The organism is Dermabacter sp. (assembly GCF_032550575.1).
GTDB classification, from domain to species: domain Bacteria; phylum Actinomycetota; class Actinomycetes; order Actinomycetales; family Dermabacteraceae; genus Dermabacter; species Dermabacter hominis.
Window position 1 is genome coordinate 366,177 of record NZ_JAWFZC010000001.1, and the last position, 16,188, is coordinate 382,364.

General features: G+C 58.8%; 10 protein-coding genes. 2 read left to right on the forward strand and 8 right to left on the reverse strand.

Annotated features, from left to right (window positions below; translation table 11 throughout):
• Positions 1 to 6: 6 nt before the first annotated feature.
• From E6X30_RS01685 to E6X30_RS01715, 7 genes are all read right to left on the reverse strand, one after another.
• Complete coding sequence (locus tag E6X30_RS01685) at positions 7 to 1,371, reverse strand: hypothetical protein (RefSeq protein ID WP_316335601.1); 1,365 nt, start codon at positions 1,369 to 1,371, stop codon at positions 7 to 9.
• Positions 1,368 to 2,594 carry an AAA family ATPase gene (locus E6X30_RS01690; protein ID WP_316335602.1) on the reverse strand — a complete coding sequence of 409 codons (1,227 nt, stop codon included), beginning with the start codon at positions 2,592 to 2,594 and terminating at the stop codon, positions 1,368 to 1,370. The genes E6X30_RS01685 and E6X30_RS01690 overlap by 4 nt, the downstream gene beginning before the upstream one ends.
• On the reverse strand, positions 2,591 to 5,002 hold the full coding sequence (locus E6X30_RS01695) for an AAA family ATPase (protein ID WP_316335603.1): 2,412 nt from the start codon (positions 5,000 to 5,002) through the stop codon (positions 2,591 to 2,593). Before E6X30_RS01695 ends, E6X30_RS01690 begins: the two co-directional genes overlap by 4 nt.
• A complete protein-coding gene (locus tag E6X30_RS01700) occupies positions 5,002 to 8,043 on the reverse strand; it encodes a type I restriction endonuclease subunit R (RefSeq protein WP_316335604.1) in 3,042 nt (1,013 codons plus the stop codon). Before E6X30_RS01700 ends, E6X30_RS01695 begins: the two co-directional genes overlap by 1 nt.
• On the reverse strand, positions 8,040 to 9,275 hold the full coding sequence (locus E6X30_RS01705) for a restriction endonuclease subunit S (protein WP_316335605.1): 1,236 nt from the start codon (positions 9,273 to 9,275) through the stop codon (positions 8,040 to 8,042). The genes E6X30_RS01700 and E6X30_RS01705 overlap by 4 nt, the downstream gene beginning before the upstream one ends.
• Positions 9,272 to 10,840: a type I restriction-modification system subunit M gene (locus E6X30_RS01710; protein ID WP_316335606.1), complete on the reverse strand. Its 1,569-nt coding sequence runs from the start codon at positions 10,838 to 10,840 to the stop codon at positions 9,272 to 9,274. Before E6X30_RS01710 ends, E6X30_RS01705 begins: the two co-directional genes overlap by 4 nt.
• Positions 10,841 to 11,052: 212 nt before the next feature.
• Positions 11,053 to 11,820 carry a hypothetical protein gene (locus E6X30_RS01715; RefSeq protein ID WP_316335607.1) on the reverse strand — a complete coding sequence of 256 codons (768 nt, stop codon included), beginning with the start codon at positions 11,818 to 11,820 and terminating at the stop codon, positions 11,053 to 11,055.
• Positions 11,821 to 12,159: 339 nt separating this feature from the next.
• Between E6X30_RS01715 and E6X30_RS01720 the strand changes: the two genes are divergently transcribed.
• Both E6X30_RS01720 and E6X30_RS01725 read left to right on the forward strand, forming a co-directional pair.
• Entirely contained in the window at positions 12,160 to 12,465 is a 306-nt protein-coding gene (locus E6X30_RS01720; protein ID WP_188589013.1) for a hypothetical protein, read from the forward strand.
• Positions 12,465 to 13,781, forward strand: a complete 1,317-nt coding sequence (locus tag E6X30_RS01725) for a recombinase zinc beta ribbon domain-containing protein (RefSeq protein WP_316335707.1) — start codon at positions 12,465 to 12,467, stop codon at positions 13,779 to 13,781. Before E6X30_RS01720 ends, E6X30_RS01725 begins: the two co-directional genes overlap by 1 nt.
• 152 nt (positions 13,782 to 13,933) lie before the next feature.
• Here the strand turns inward: E6X30_RS01725 and E6X30_RS01730 are convergent, their stop codons facing one another.
• Positions 13,934 to 15,670, reverse strand: coding sequence for a hypothetical protein (locus E6X30_RS01730; RefSeq protein ID WP_316335608.1), 1,737 nt, complete (start codon positions 15,668 to 15,670; stop codon positions 13,934 to 13,936).
• Positions 15,671 to 16,188 lie beyond the last annotated feature (518 nt).

Here is a 16,188-nt window from a genome sequence, read left to right on the forward strand (position 1 = left end):
AGCTTACTACCAGTAGATCGCGACGAACTCCACGTCTAGCAGCAATGGCTCATCGCCTCCTTTAGGTTCTGGAGCCGTCGGCGCGGCATGACTGAGCGAGCTTGAGGCCGGGAAGAGCGAGAGCCCGACAGCTTCGCGAGCCGCAGTTCGAAGCTCCAGCGCGCGCGCCGAGTCGAGTTCCCCACCGACCGACTCGAGCACGAAGCTCGTGATCAACGAGAAGGCGCTCGTTTGATCTGACACGGTCGCTGAACGCGACTTCAGCTCCGCGATGCGTTGAGCGACGGCTTCCTCCTGGTCAGGTTCTAGCGACCGAGAGAGTTCATGAAGAAGTGAATCGACGTAGTGCGTCAGTGCGGCGGCGAGCTTCGCATCGGACGCACTCTCGACCAGCTTGGAAAATGCACGGCTGAACGGGACACGTCCAGCAGCATTGATCTGCTCCACGAGATCCGGTGTGACGTCTGTGAACAAGTCAGCAAGTTTTACTGGTGTCCAAGATTCCTGAAGACCGGATTGAGAGATTCGTGCGAGCACGGTGAACTCGGCTTCCGAGAAAAGGACTCGACGTAGATCTTTCCAATAGGCTTCTTGTTCGGTCACCCCAACGATCTCTAGCGGCTGATTCTTGAGCTTGAGCCCTTCGATGAGCTGCTTGTGTGCGACGTACTTGACCTCGTCGATCTCCACAACAACGTAGTCGACTGCGACCGCTCGGATCGGCACCAATCCCGCAAGTAGCCTTTTCAAGATCTTGTTGATCGGCTGAACTTCCTGCAGGGTTGCAAGTCCGCCCTCGGCGGCGAACATTTCTGGATAGTCTTCGGCCATTGACGTGAACTCAGAGACGATCGTGCCGAGGTGAAACACCGGATCAGCGGCGAGCTTTACACGTAGTTCAACCAGTTTTCCGCGGTGCAGTTCTGCTTCAGAGGCAAGCTCGGAGAGCGTGTCAATCTTCTTGAGACTCTCGATGTCTTTTGCGGGGGTACCAACGACAATGGGTTCGACGATTCGGAGTCCATCAATAGAATGCAGCTCGCGAAATCGGGACTGGGCAGTGGCCTTGCGGGACGTCTGGATCGTGCTGCTGTTGTTCGTCTGATAGCGCGAGGTGATCTCAGCCTTGGCGATCACCCCAGGACTGACACCTGCCGTCGCGTCAATCGATGCTTCGCTACCCTCGCTGGCCTGCTCAGACTTTGAATCCGTCACCTCGCCCTTCTGCGAGGACAAGAGACTCAAGAGACTTACTTCGTCGAGATAGATGAACTCGCGAAGATCTGGGCGTTTCGGATCAGCCGTAGTTTGGTTGGGTACGACGGCGGGCTTCCTGCGAAACAAACGCTGCCACCACGATGCCGCACTCATGCCGCTACCTCCGCCATGACAGATCGACGAGGCCGCAAAGCGATCCGCTCAAACGCCTGCGCTACGTCCTCGGGGGCGATCTCACTTCGGGAGTCGCCAGCAGCGACGAGGGCCGCTTCTGTCCAAATGAACGTCAGCTCAGCGGCCGACCAACCGTGGGTGAGCCTGGCAATATCTTCCAACGGCATAACCGGCGCGGTCTTGAGGTGAGCACCTGCGACCTTGAGAATCTCATACCGATCCGCGAGGGAAGGGAGACCAAACTCAATCTCCCAATCGAATCGACCAGGTCGAGTCAACGCGGGGTCAAGTGTGTCGACCCGGTTTGTAGCGGCGATGACGATCACGCTCTTGCCCTTGTTGTCGAAGCCGTCCATCAGGGTGAGGAGCTGGGCTACCAGTCGCTTAGAGGCCTCGTGTGAGTCGCCAGTTCGCTTCTCGGCGATGCTATCGATCTCATCGAAGAAGATGATCGCCCGACCGCTCTCGCTACTCGCGGCAGCCTCGAAGATTCTTCGTAGCGTGCCCTCAGTGTCTCCGAGCCACTTACTGATGATCGATGGGCCGCTAATCAAGTAGAAGTCTGCCTTGGATTCCCTGGCGATGATTCGCGCAAGATGCGTCTTGCCAGTGCCTGGTTGCCCCGTAAACAGGACGCCCTTGACCGGGCGGGCGCCGATCTTATCGAGTTGCTCTCGACGCTCGAGCTGGGTTTCAATGAGCTCTTTGGCCCGAGCCACTACGTCCGGGTATCCGCCAAAGTCCTCAAAGGTTGGACCTTCGGTTGCGTTGTCGCGGAGGTACTCGGACTCAACGTTCTCAGTGTCGTCCCCGATAATCCCGCTTTTGATAGGGCGCTCAGAGACCACTTCCAGCACGCCTTGGGCGTCGTTGTACTCCACCATGTTGCCGGGTTTGACAATCACTTTGCGCGTATTCTTGACGCGCTGGAATCCGACTCCGCTGTCAACAATGATGGAGCCGTCATCCATAACTCGTCGCACCGCACCGATCTGGCCCGAATCGTGCCAGAGATCACTAGGCGCAATTTCCCAGCCGTTTTGCCCAACGATGAGCAAGTCGCCAGGTTCGATCTTGTCAGTTCCGTTTAAATTTGAGACACGGCCGATCTGACCGCCCCGTGTCTGAAAATGAACTGTCTGGTCCTCGTGATCGACTCGAAGCGTTTTGAATAGCTGACCGATGAACATCGGATTACTCATACTTCAAACGCTCCCACCGGACTACTTGCAGCATCGACATCTTCGGAAGTGGGTGGAAGCAAGGACTCCGGATCGATGTCCGCCACCTCGCACAGGCCAATGAAATGATCGGCGTCAAGACAGCGCATAAATTCAAAAACCGAAGAAATCGCGGTTGCAACTTCATCCGGACTAACAGTGATATCTGTCGCAGGGGACTCGCTGTGAGAATACGCGTGCGAGTACCTGATGAGTCGAAGTCGTAAGGCGTCAGCATCACCTTGATATCCAGATGCCCGAAGCAACTCAGCAGACTTGCGCATCGCACTGTTTAGGTTTCCAACCCACTCAGGATGCTTGAACGCTAGAAAAGTCTCGAGCACGCGCCGAATGACGTTCGGAAATAGCAACTGAGCGTCAAGCCGGTTCTCCGTGGAATCGTCTTCGGCGAGCTGGAGCCGCGCATCAGCCAGAGCCATGAACGCATGATGATAGGTCGAACGAATCATCTTGCGTTCACGCTCTGAGGGAGGCCACTTTGTAAGCGCCGGACGCCGCTTCGTCGTGCCGCCTTGCGTTAGATGCCGTGAGCGAATCTCGTAGAAATTGGTTGGATAGACCTCCTTGAACTTGCGGCCGTCCTCCATCTTGCCGCTTCTATGAAGCGCCTCGATCTGGATATCCCACTGCCGGAAAAGCTCGAAATTATGCGTGAGCAGGAACAGCTGGGCGACGTGATCCTTCACGATCGTTTCGGTCCAGATATAAGCGGAGACCCCCATGAAGATGTCGCTATCGAGGCTGGAGACGGGGTCGTCGATGATCACAATGGGCTTCCCCTTGGACGAGTCGAACTTGGCGACTTGCTCCAGGAAGTGAATCAGCGTGATAGCGGTTCGCTCGCCGAGACTGAGTCCCTGCGCAGGCTGCCCGTCACGGGTGACTCGATAACGTCCGTCTCCCAGTTCAAACTTGAGCTCGTTGCGACCGAGCAGTCGTGTCACCTCGTCAGTGAGAACCTTCGCACTCGGCATCGGGTCACCGTCGACGGTTTCGAGAGAGGTGATGTTGGAACGAATGTCAGCGATGGTCTCATCGAGAGCTTTGCCCTCAGCTTTGGCTGCAGCGGCTTTGGCGGAGTTGTCGCTGACGCTCGACTCCGACGCCTTCAGGTAGTGCAGCTCGATTGCCTGTGCTGCCGCCTGGACCAGTTGGTCGTGCTGGCTGGCACGGTCGTTGTGCACAGTTCTGAGCCCGAGCATCGCCGTCGCCGACACTGTTGGTGGCTCAGCAACGGCCGAATCTACTGGAATCAGGACGTTACTTAGTTTCGTCTCGGCTCTTGCCAGTACTTCGGTCGCCCAGGACTTGAGGGCTGTCAGTTCCGTCCGAACCTCGGTGTTCGCCTCGTCGTAGCGTGGCCGGAGGTCCTCGAAGAAGAGACCCTTGCTTGGGAGACCTGCAATCGCAGCGTCTACCGACGTTGTTACTGCTCGAAGGTCAGTGATCGCGGAGTGGAGATCCGACTGCAGACGCTGAACGGCATCAGAGAAGTGCTGGTCAATGAGGGTGCGCCGCTCGTCAGAAAGCGGAGCGCCACAGAAGATGCAGGTCTCGACGCCGCCGTGGAGATACCGTCCTTCATCGACCCAACTCGTCGCATCTGGATGGGCTTCCAACGTGTCGAGGATGATGGTCGTTGGGGTTGTGGAAAGCGCAGTCGCCAGACGTTGCCGCAGCCCATCAGGCGCGGCAACCGTAAGCAGATTCTCGGGTATCGCATCGGCTTTGTCGGAGTTAACGACTCCGATATTGTTCTGCAGCTCCTGCTCAGTGAGTAATCTCCAGGCGGCGTGAGATCCTGCGAAGGCGTTACGCACCGTACCAGCGCTGAAGTTGCTACGCGAGTGCCATCGACCACCGGCTCTACTTGCGGCGTCAACGACTTGCTGTGACACGGTGCTGTAAGCAGTATTGATGGCCTGGTTAGCGTCGCGCTCGATCTTCGTTTGGTGTTCGCGTTCCTTATTTTTGTTCGCCAGTTCTTCCCGAAGCTTTTCGAGCTTCCGCTCTGCGTCGGCGGGTTTCTCTCCGATGGTGAGAACGGCAGGCATATCAGCGTTTCCAGCGGTGAAGTTGTGACTTCGTGCAACGTAATGCTCGCTGAAGACGTGGATTCGATCGAAGAGAGCGTGGTCGCTTCCATCTGTTGTTCGTATGACGCCGTCATCAATCGAGACGGATAGACGTTTGAAACCTTCAGCGTCCTCCGCGTTTCGCAGTCCGTCAAATGCACCAGCTAGCGAAGTTTTTCCCGTGCCGTTCGGGCCATAGATAACGTTGATACGGGCAAAGTCGGGCAACGCCGTGTCCCAGCGGTAGTTCTCGAAGAATCCACAGTTCCTCATCCATTCGATTCGCTTCAGCATCAGTCGGCGCCCCCGGCGCTCAGCCCGAAGAATCGCTCGAAGAACGCTCCGAGCTTCTGGATCACGCGTTGCTTCTTCTGGCCGTGGCCGCCGTCGGCAGAGAATCGTGACACTGGCGGTAGTACCTTCGTAATCGCGGTGCCGCTGGTGCGAATCTGACCGTCGCGGAATGCAGTTTCGACGAAGACGCGGGTCTCGTCTGCGCGGAGGTTCTCCTCGGTGATGATTGTGTCGAGTTCAGCTTCGCGTTTGGCTGCGATGAACGCGCGCCATTCCTGGTCGATCTCACCGTCCACGGAGAGGGAATCGACGAAGTCTTCGATGAGGTCTTTCTTGTTGCGCAGGGTCGGGCTGGCGTCCACGGCGCGGGAGATCTCGGCACGGATCTCCTTGTCGTCACCATCGCCGCGTTCGTCGCGGTACTTCTGAACGAGCATGAGGATGTAATCGACGTTGATCTCGACCTGCTTGATCAGCTCGATCTCGAAGACCACGTCGTCGTTGATCTGCTCCTTATCGGCGTCCTTGTCCTTGCGGAACTCCGCATACAGGTCGAGGTAGATGCTGCGGTAGTCCTGGCCTTGGCGGTCGGTGAGGATCGCGTTGCCGGTGAACTCGTCGAACGAGGTGAGGATGTTCTGCAGACGTAGGATCGCACCGAAGAGAGCAATGAACTCCTTCTGAGCAGCTTCACCGGTGATCGGCTGTCCCAGAGGGAAGTCGGTCAGGAGTTCATGAACTTTCTCTGCGTAGTCGTTGTAGTACTCGCCGTACGGTTTGAGCAGTACAACACCGCGGGCGTCTTTGTTGCCGAACAGCGCGATCGCGTCATTCGTCTCTTCTTCGAGGTCGCGGAAGGAAACGACATTGCCATATGTCTTGACGGAGTTCAGGATGCGGTTCGTACGCGAGTACGCCTGGATCAGCCCGTGTGCGCGCAGGTTCTTATCGACGAACAGAGTGTTCAGCGTGGTCGCGTCGAAGCCGGTGAGGAACATGTTCACGACGACGACGAGGTCGATCTCGCGCCGCTTCAACTTGAGCGAGAGATCTTTGTAGTAGTTCTGGAACCGGTCAGCGGACGTATCGAACGAAGTGCCGTACATGTCGTTATAGTCCTGGATCGCATCCTCCAGGAACGACCGCGCATCCATATTCAACGCACCGGTGTCGAAGCCCTCTTCGTCAAGCGCACCATCTTCGACGGCGTCGTTTGCACCATAGGAGTAGATGAGACCGACCTTCAGTCGCTTGTCTGATGGAAGGCGTTCTTGCTGCAACTGGAAGTGGTTGTAGTACGTTCGGGCGGCGTCGATGGACGCGGTCGCGAACAGCGCGTTGAAACCACGCACGCGCCGCTCCCCGAGCGTGTAGTGCTCGGCACGCTTGGTCTTCTGGTCGAAGTGCTCGAGCGTGTACTTCACGATCTGGCTGATCCGCTCCGGGGCGAGCAGTGCTTTCTCGGTGTCAATCGCCGAGACCTGCTTGTCGACGACGTTGCCGACCTTGATGGTATTGACGTAGTCGATGCGGAAGGGAAGCACGTTTTTGTCGGTGATCGCATCGACGATCGTGTAGGTGTGCAGCTTCTCGCCGAACGCCTGCTCGGTGGTCTTCAGCTGCGGGTTCCCGCCACTGCCGGAGTTGGCTGAGAAGATCGGCGTGCCCGTGAAGCCAAAGAGATTGTAGCGTTTGAACGCCTTCGTGATCGCGGTATGCATGTCGCCGAACTGCGAACGGTGGCACTCGTCGAAAATGATCACCACATGCCCGTCGTAAATTGCATGCCCCTTATTCGCCGCGATGAACGTCGAAAGCTTCTGGATCGTCGTGATGATGATCCGCGCACCCGGATCTTCGAGCTGCTTCTTCAACACCGCGGTCGAGGTGTTGGAGTTCGCTGCGCCCTTCTCGAACCGGTCATATTCCCGCATCGTCTGATAGTCGAGATCCTTACGGTCCACAACGAACAGCACCTTGTCTACGCTCGGTAACTTCGACGCGAGCTGCGCCGCCTTGAACGAGGTCAGGGTCTTGCCGGAGCCGGTGGTATGCCAGACGTACCCGCCCGCGGCAACAGTGCCGAGGGTCTTGCAGTTCGTAGAAGTATCAATCTTCTGCAGAATCCGCTCAGTCGCCATGATCTGATACGGACGCATCACCAGCAGCATCCGGTCAGCCGTGAGCACGCAGTACTTCGTCAGGATGTTCAGCAGAGAATGCTTCGCGAAAAACGTCTTCGCAAACGCCGACAGATCCTGGATCGGCTTGTTCTGCGCATCCGCCCACCACGACGTGAACTCAAACGAGTTCGACGTCTTCCGCACCCGCTTAGAGCCAGCCGCCTCACTTAAATGCTGACGACGCGTAGTGTTCGAGTAATACTTCGTCAGCGTGCCGTTCGAGATCACGAACAACTGCACATACTCGAAAAGCCCAGAGCCTGCCCAGAAACTGTCGCGCTGGTACCGATCGATCTGGTTGAACGCCTCACGGATGTCGACGCCGCGACGCTTCAGCTCGATGTGCACCATCGGCAGACCGTTCACCAGCACCGTCACGTCATAGCGATTCGATCGAGCAGAACCGCCGTCGCCCTGGCCGATCTCGTACTGGTTGATGACCTGCAGGCGGTTGTTGTGAATGTTTTGCTTATCGATCAGGAGAATGTTCTTCACGGAACCGTCGTCACGCTTCAACAACTGAACGTGATCCTCCTGGATCCGCACCGTCTTCTCAACGATGCCATCGTTCGCACCCGCGATCCGCTCCGAGAAGAACTGCTCCCACTCCGCGTCAGAGAACGTCACCGAGTTCAGAGCTTCAAGCTGAGCACGCAGGTTCGCGACAAGCTGCGACTCCGACGTGATCGGCAGATACTCGAACGCCTGCGACTCAAGCAGCCGAATCAATTCACGTTCAAGCTCCGCCTCCGACTGATACGAACCAGCACCCGCCGCGTCGGGGATGTACTCGGCAACAACCGTGCTCTCCGACGACACGGCGATCGGATCATACTTTCGTGGAGTCAAGTCACTCACGCCGCCAACTCCTTGAAAGTCAACAGTTCGTCACGGTAGTACTCGTACTGCTTCCTCCGCGCAGCAAGCTCAGCAGAAAGACCGACGTTGAGGTCGTTCACAAGCGCATCAAACTTATCCAGAATGGACACAATTCGTTCTTGTTCCTCCAGCGACGGCAAGGGTATTCGAACATCTTTGAGCCATCCGGCTGAGATGTTCTTGACTGTGCCGCCGCTAGTAGAAGCGATGGCGCTTTGCTCAAAACGATCAGTATTCAAGAGATGAAACAGATACCGAGTAAGGACGTTATTTGATTTTGGTCTGAGGCACGCGACACGCTGGTTTAATGCTGCTGGTAGGTCGCTTTCGGAGAGGATAGCTACGCGACCAACGCTGCCTGAGAGCGACATCACCAAATCACCCTCGGACAATAAGTAGCGGGCAAAATCCGAGCTTGAGCTTTCAGGATAGAACTTGAGGTCTTTATCCGACATGATGCCCTTCTGGACGTCAGAGATCCGGACAATTCTGATGCCCGAATCAACGTACCTAGAGCTCTTAAATGCAAAGCCTTGGAGAACTTCGACAAGGTCTCCCAGGGGTTCTTCCATGACCTCTGAATCGAAGTGAAGCGCAGATTGCTTGTAGTGCTCGTACTGGCGGCGGCGGGCTTCCAGCTCCGCTTCCAGCTCCGCTTCCAGCTCCGCTTCCAGCTGAGTGAACTGATCCAATACTCGCACGATCTCCCGCTGCACCTCGAGAGGCGGAACGGGGATTTGGATCTTCGCCAATGAACCGCCCGAGACCCGGCGAACCTTCGTGCCGGAGATAAACCTGCGCTTCTGATCTTGGAATGAAGTCGACTGGAAGAAGTACGACACGTACTTTGGATCCAGGTCGTGCCGGTAGATGTATGCGTCCCCGCTCAGAACAACGTCGGTATGGCCGAGCCACGCCGTAGCTTTCGCGACTGCATCGTCGTCTTCACTGGTCGTCGCGATAAGCAGGTCGCCCGGTCGGGCGTGACGTAGCTTCGCGGCGATCTCCCCGTCAGTGAACGACTTCGTCACGGTTGTCCACACGCCGTAGTGCGTGTGGATCTGGCCGTAGTGGACCGCAGGAACGCCCTCCTCACGAAGATCAGCCTTCTGTAAGCCATTACCTCGAATGAACTCGCCGACCTTACCTAGAGTCTTGAACTCGACCCCGTTTGGGCATAGCTCATGAATCAGTTCATCGATCCGGCTCACTTCGTGCCCTCCAGGTCAGCGACGATCGCGTCGATGGATGCTCGGAGTTCTTGCTGGCGGGCGACGATGCGGGTAATCTCGGCGTTCAGCTCGGCTATGTCGATGACTTCGCGGGTGTCTTCTTGCTCGACATATGAGGAAACGGCGATGTTGTAGTCGTTGGCCGCGACGTCTTCGTTCGGCACGAGCTTGGCGACGTAGTCAACGCTCTCGCGTGCGGTGAAGGTGTCGAGAATGTGCTGCTGGTTGGCTTCGGTGAGCTTGTTCCTGTTGCCGACACGTTTGAACTCAGCGGATGCCTCGATGAAGAGCACGGAGTTGTCGGTCTTGGATTTCTTGAGCACGATGATGCAAGTCGCGATTGTGGTGCCGAAGAACAGGTCCGGTGGGAGCTGGATGACGGTGTCGACGTAGTTGTTGTCGATGAGGTATTTGCGGATCTTCCGCTCCGCGCCGCCGCGGTAGAGCACGCCAGGGAACTCGACGATCGCGGCGGTGCCGTTGACGGCGAGCCACGACAGGATATGCATCGTGAAAGCGAGGTCAGCCTTCGACTTCGGTGCGAGCACACCGGCCGGTGCGAAGCGCGGGTCGTTGATCAGCAGAGGGTTCGCGTCACCGTCCCACTTGATCGAGTAGGGCGGGTTGGAAACGATCGCTTCGAACGGCTCATCGTCCCAATGCGCGGGGTCGGTGAGGGTGTCACCGTGGGCGAGGTTGAACTTCTCGTAGTTCACGTCGTGCAGGAACATGTTGATCCTGGCGAGGTTGTAGGTCGTCAGGTTGATCTCCTGACCATAGAAGCCCTGCCGCACATTCTCTTTGCCGAGGACTTTCGCGAACTTCAGCAGCAGCGAGCCCGATCCCACGGCCGGGTCGTAGACCTTGTTCACCTGGGTCTTACCGACCACGGTGATACGGGCGAGAAGCTCGGACACTTCCTGGGGCGTGTAGTACTCGCCACCGGACTTGCCCGCCTGCGACGCGTACATCTGCATGAGGTACTCGTAGGCGTCACCGAACAGGTCGATCGAGTTGTCCTCGAAGTTCCCCAGCGGCAGGTCGCCAATCGCATCCAGCAGCTTCACGAGTTTCTCGTTGCGCTTGGCGACAGTGCCACCGAGCTTGGAACTGTTGACGTCGAGATCGTCGAACAGACCCTTGAGGTCGTCCTCGGCGTCGGTGCCAACGGCAGAGCCCTCGATGTTCTTGAACACGCGAGCGAGGGTCTCGTTGAGGTTCGCGTCGTTCGCGGCGCGCCCTCGGACGTTCTGGAACAGCTCGGACGGGAGGATGTAGAAGCCCTTCTCCTCGACCGTCTCCTTGCGGCCGAACTCGGCCTGTGCGTCGCCGAGCTTCGCGTAATCGAAGGCCTGGTCGCCTGCTTCGCGTTCGCTCTTGTTGATGTAGGCGGTGAGGTTCTCGGAGATGAACCGGTAGAACAGCATGCCGAGGACGTAGGACTTGAAGTCCCAGCCGTCGACGGAGCCGCGCAGGTCGTTCGCGATGCGCCAGATCGTCTTGTGCAGTTCGGCGCGCTGTCCTTCTTTGGTGGTCGGTGCCATGTGGTTCGTCTCCTGCGCCTGGGGCGCGTCTTAAGTTGTTTCTACGGGTTGCTCTCACCGTAGCGCCAGGCACTGACATCGTTCGGGTGCCATGCGCGGCATGAGCGTGAACGTTGATGCAGCCGGGAGCTGGTGTCGCGTCGACCGGGCGCTGCGACCCACCTGTGATTATCTCATGACAGGCCGTTTTCGAGAGAACCTTGCTGCCTCGGTCAGGTATCCCAGCTCCAGGCGAGACCGTTGAAGAGGCCACCGTGGACGTCGCGGAGAGTGAGGGTCGCGGTGCCGCGGGCGTCAAGCTGGACGCGGTTGTACTCGTTGGCTGCATGTGGGCGGGTGAACGGGCTGGCTCCCTCGAACTTCCAGATACTGGCGGGCCGTTCTCCGATGAACCCCACGCGGATCGTGAACAGCAGTGAGCGGTGGTGGAGCGCCCGGCTGGCGAGAGTCACTGGCTCCGGTTCGCTGCCGTCTTCGGGCGGTGTGATGCGGAAGCGCAGGTCGTAGCGTGTCCGGTCTTGCATCGGCTCGATTACCGTGCGGGCGGTGTTGAGGTGCCAGAAGTGGTCGTTCCAGCCCGCGCCGTCGACCGGGCGGGTGTTGACCTTGAAATCGCCCTTGTTGCTCGGGGTCACGACGCCGGGATAGGAACGGCCGATGGTGACGTAGCCGAGTTCGCCTGCCATGTTCGCGAACCGGTAGTGCTCGTAGGTGGCTTGCCAGCGTCGGTTCTCGACGACGATGAGGGTGCTGGTCTCTTCGTAGATGATGCCGCCGTGCATCTCGGGCACGTCGAGCACGAGCGGGGCCTGCGCGTAGCGGCCGCTGACGAGACGGGAGTGCAACGCCTTGAGCGCTGCGGCCTCTCGTGTGCGAACGGTGTCGACCTTCCGTCCGATCTTGTCGCCGTGGATCTCCCGTCGTTGTAGCAACTCGGGTACGTCTTGCGTGTCGGGGCTGAGCGCGAACACGTCCAGCAACAGGCCTGCTTGCTCTACGGGCAGGGTGTGGATGGCGGAGATGAACCGGTGACGGAGACGTTCAAAGCTGTCCTCGAGGGAACCGCGTAGGAGTTCGTCGACGATCCCTACCTGGGCGAGGCGTCCTTGGACGAAGCCCTCGCGTTTGGTCAGCCAGGCGAGTTGCTGGTGGAGGGTAGCGACGTCGTCTTCATCGAGTCTTACACCATCACCTCCGTCTCGAACCAGTGCCCACTTCCAGCTTTATTCCGAGTTTCAGAGTGCCCTTCGGAGGCTTCCTACGGTCGAAGTGTCCCGGAAAATGCGGGGCTGTTCTCTTCAACTGGAAGGAAGCAAGACATGTCGAGCAATCAGGTGGTGCCGCTGTTCGGCGGGCACACGACCCAGCAGGGGCAGAAGATCACAGGAAGCCTCGTGCGTCAGACCAAGCGTGAGGTGGAGCAGGTCGCTGCGTCGACGGAGATCGCGGCGGTGCGGGAGCAAGGGCACGCGTTTCTGGCATCGCAGGCGATGACGAACGTCGCGACGCTCGTTGCGCAGGCGGAGGCACAGATGAAGATCGCCCCGGCGGGCGCGCAGTTCTACGAAGCGATCATCGCCGGATACGCGATCGGTGCAGGGCAGCGCATAGCCCGGGGGCTGTGATGGAGTTCGTTCTGCTTATCGCTGCTTTCGCGGGTGTTGTTCTCCTCGTCGCGGTCGCCGTCTTGGTGGCTTGGTGCGTGTTCGATGTGCTGTGGGACGAGTACGTGGCGTGGCAGGAGCGTCGTCGTACACGGATTGAGGCGGAGCTGGACGCGAAGTCTGAGCAGCTCCGGCAGACGATCCTGAAAGAGAAGATCAACGGCGAACGGTCGATCAAGCACGACCACTACCTCAAGTCCACGATCTACTGCGGGCATTGCGGATTCCGCATGGTCGTCCAGGTCGTCAAGAACCGTCACGGCGAAACCTACCCGTACTACTCCGGCCTCGGACGACACTCCAAGCGCACCGACTGCACCCTCCGCTCCATCCAGATCGAACACGCCGAAGACCTGATCCAGGACCTCTACGACCGCATCGGTCTCGCGCCCGAGTTTCGCCGCGACGTCGAAACACTCCTCCGGCACGGATTGAAGCAGATTCGCACCGACACCGACCTCGAGCGAGAACAACTCGAAGCCACGAAGCAGACCATAGAGCGCCGCCAACGCAAGCTCCTCGAAGCCCACTACAACGACGCGATCCCCATCGACATGCTCCGCACCGAGCAGAAACGCCTCGACGCACAACTCTCTGCCACGACCCGGAGCCTGGACGCCCTCAACGCCGACCTCACCGAGGCCGACGAACTCATCGAGATCGCGCTCGACATCGCCCAGCACGCCGGAAAGACCTACCGGCAAGCCCCCGAGCACATCCGCCGCATGTTCAACCAGCTCCTCTTCGACAAACTCCTCGTCACCACCGACGACAACGGCCAGCACCACGTCGAGGCAACCTCCCGGGCACCATTCGACGTCATCTACAGCCCAGACACCCGAGCACTCGTCCATGAGACACGACACGCACAGCACGACGCCACCCCCGACAGCACGGGGCAAACGAAAAAGCCCGCCGAAACCGGCGGGCTCTCCCTGGACGTACTGTCCGATCAGTTCATTGCTCTTGTCGAGGGTTCGAGTAAGAGCATCATGGTGGACGCCGGTGGACTCAGCCCGAACACGTGGGAGCGGCTGGAACGGCTGAGTTCCGCGTGGGAGCAGGCGAAACGGGGTGGCGCGAGCAAAGAACCACCGGCAGCCGAGCCAGATCCTGGGGTCGTGGCGAACCCAACGAGACGATCCCGAACCCCGCTTGCCCCGAACGAAGTGGACGCGATTCGAACCGCTCGCGCCAACGGCGAGAGTGTCCTTTCGATCTGCCGCCGATTCGACATTCACCGAGTGACGGTGTGGGAGAAGACCCGAACAAGTTGAGCTAAGTCCGCGACCGTCGTGGGGACAAAGTGCAATAACCGGTCGCAACCTCAGGTTTCCCCAACCGCAACATCGACCTTCCGAGCCGCGACCAACTACTTGGCCACGGGAGTGCCATCGGCGACGCACGACAACCCGGGCGGCAAGGATCGTCACGAGATCATCTGCCAGAGCCATTCGAAGAGGCTCCTCCCTCCCACTTGCGACATCAGAACCGTTGCGACCGCAACGAAAAGTGACACGATCGCAACCCAAAGCGCAAGCCGGCCAGTCCGGAAAGCGTCAGCAGATGAACCGAGCGATGAAACGGTTGAAAGAATGTCGCGGTAGTCACTGTCCGCTTGCCGCAGCTGCTCGAACCAATCCTCATGTCGCTCTTTGAGTCTTTCATTGAAGTTGATGGGCACCTCCGGCGCCTCATTCTCTTTGCGCGCGCGTGCAAGCTCGTCCGGAGTCGAAACATAGCTGAACTGTGGGTCTCCCTCCCAATACCAAGACCGTTTCCAAAACGCGGCAACATCACGTTGCATGCTTGCGAGGTCGAGACTCAACGTAAGTAAGCTCTGACGCAGCTCGTGGATCGCCTTCGGACGGAATTTCCCGTGTCGTGCACTGGCTCGATCTCGGATCTCGGCGAAGCGCTCCTCAGTTGCCTCAAGGTAACCCGACACGGAAATCATGAGGAACAGGTTTCTCATACTGTCGGCAAGTCGATAGGCGATGTTTTGATTGTCGTTTCCACCGATGTACTCGAATTTCTCAGGGCCGACTTCCCTGAGTATTGCCGGTCGACTTCCCCAGAGCGTCCATGTCGGGTCATCTCCCAGGGGGTCTTTCCCTATGCGCCGCTGACAGTGGAGCACTAGCTTCGGAATGTCGGGTGAGGTGAGCATTCGGAACACCGGGCGCTCGATGCCAAGGGCACGCAGGGCATCGTCCTCTGACACGCGCTGGTCGCGATTCTGCGCGGGCTGCGGCAGCAAGGTGGGGTCGAGCTTGTCAAAGAGCATCAGCTCGAGCAATGGTTGCGGACGCTCCATCCGAGCGAAGAAACCAGGGAGACGAGCTGTAAGCCAGTCGCGCGCGGCGTAGTGCATTGAGCGACGTGCAAGCTGCACCTGGTGGATCGTTGCCCAGCGCCGGTCAAGACTGCGAGGTCTCGGACGTTCCCAGAGCAGCAAGGGTTCGTGTTGCTTGTGCCACTCAACGTCAAGCGCCTGCGCTGCCTCGTCTTGGAGGTGAAATTCGGCGACGACCGCAGTGAGACCTTGCCCGACCTGCACGGCTTTGAGTTCGATGTAATCAAACTCCGGCGGGAGACGCTCGCGGACAGCGTCCATACCGAACCAGTTGCGATCGTGTCGCACGACGTTGATGAGGTTCCACCACACCGATCCTCCACCTGAGCGAGAGCGCGCCAGCATCACGTGATTGCGCTCATCAATCGGCGAAAAACGCTGGCGCACATCCCAGCCATTCTTCCGGAGTGCCGCTTCAAGTCTTGGGAGATCGGCTGGCGGGAAGAGTTCGACCAACCAGATACTGGGTGTCGTGACGTGTTCATCTCTCGGGGCCCGAATGTTGTGCATCCAGCCATCGAGCGACTCTGCGAAGTCTCGGTCGTGCTCATTGAAAGGAATAAGCCAGTTAACGCCGTTGTTGAGCCATTTCCGCATGAACGGCGGCGTGAACTTACGCCGCCAGCCTGTGCTCAACCACCACAGCACACGGTAGGGGTAGTCATACCAGCGATACCCCTCTCCCGCCTCGGGCACGAGATCAAAGACGGCAGCAACCTCGTCGGAAATCTCGATACCGCTCTCCTCCCGCGTGGCGCGGGGACGTCGACGCCGCTGTCGGTATTTCTCGCGATCTCCGAGCTCCACCATCCACGTCTCCTATCCGATCCACGACGATTGCTGGCGCCGATGATGCGCTCTCTACTGTGCTCACTGTCTACTCCGCACCGTTACTCACGCCCATACATGACGGTTGTCCAACATCCACCCCAAGGATATCCGTGAGGTCTGACACAACTGGCTACGTCGAAGCAGAACTACCGCAGCGAGGCTTCCTGCGGTTGGTGCTGCAGCTCGGCCTTGAGTGCTCACGCCTCTTGCAGATCGAGGCTCCGGCCCGTCAGTCCAGGCCCGACGAACACACGTCCCGCGACCACCTGGTGCTGCGTCAACGAGCCGCCCCGAGGTCGCCCCTCCTCGATCTGCAAGACGCGTGGCAGCTCCATGGGGGGCCACTCGCGGTGGTATGGAGGCTCGTCTGGCACGGACGGCCTGTGAGCTGCTTCTGGCCGGGGTGATACGGATCTGCGCATCTTGGGGTGTGGACGGGGTAATGGGTCGCGGAGTGGCGGTGGGGTCGCCTACGCTGGTGGGCATGTTGTTCTACG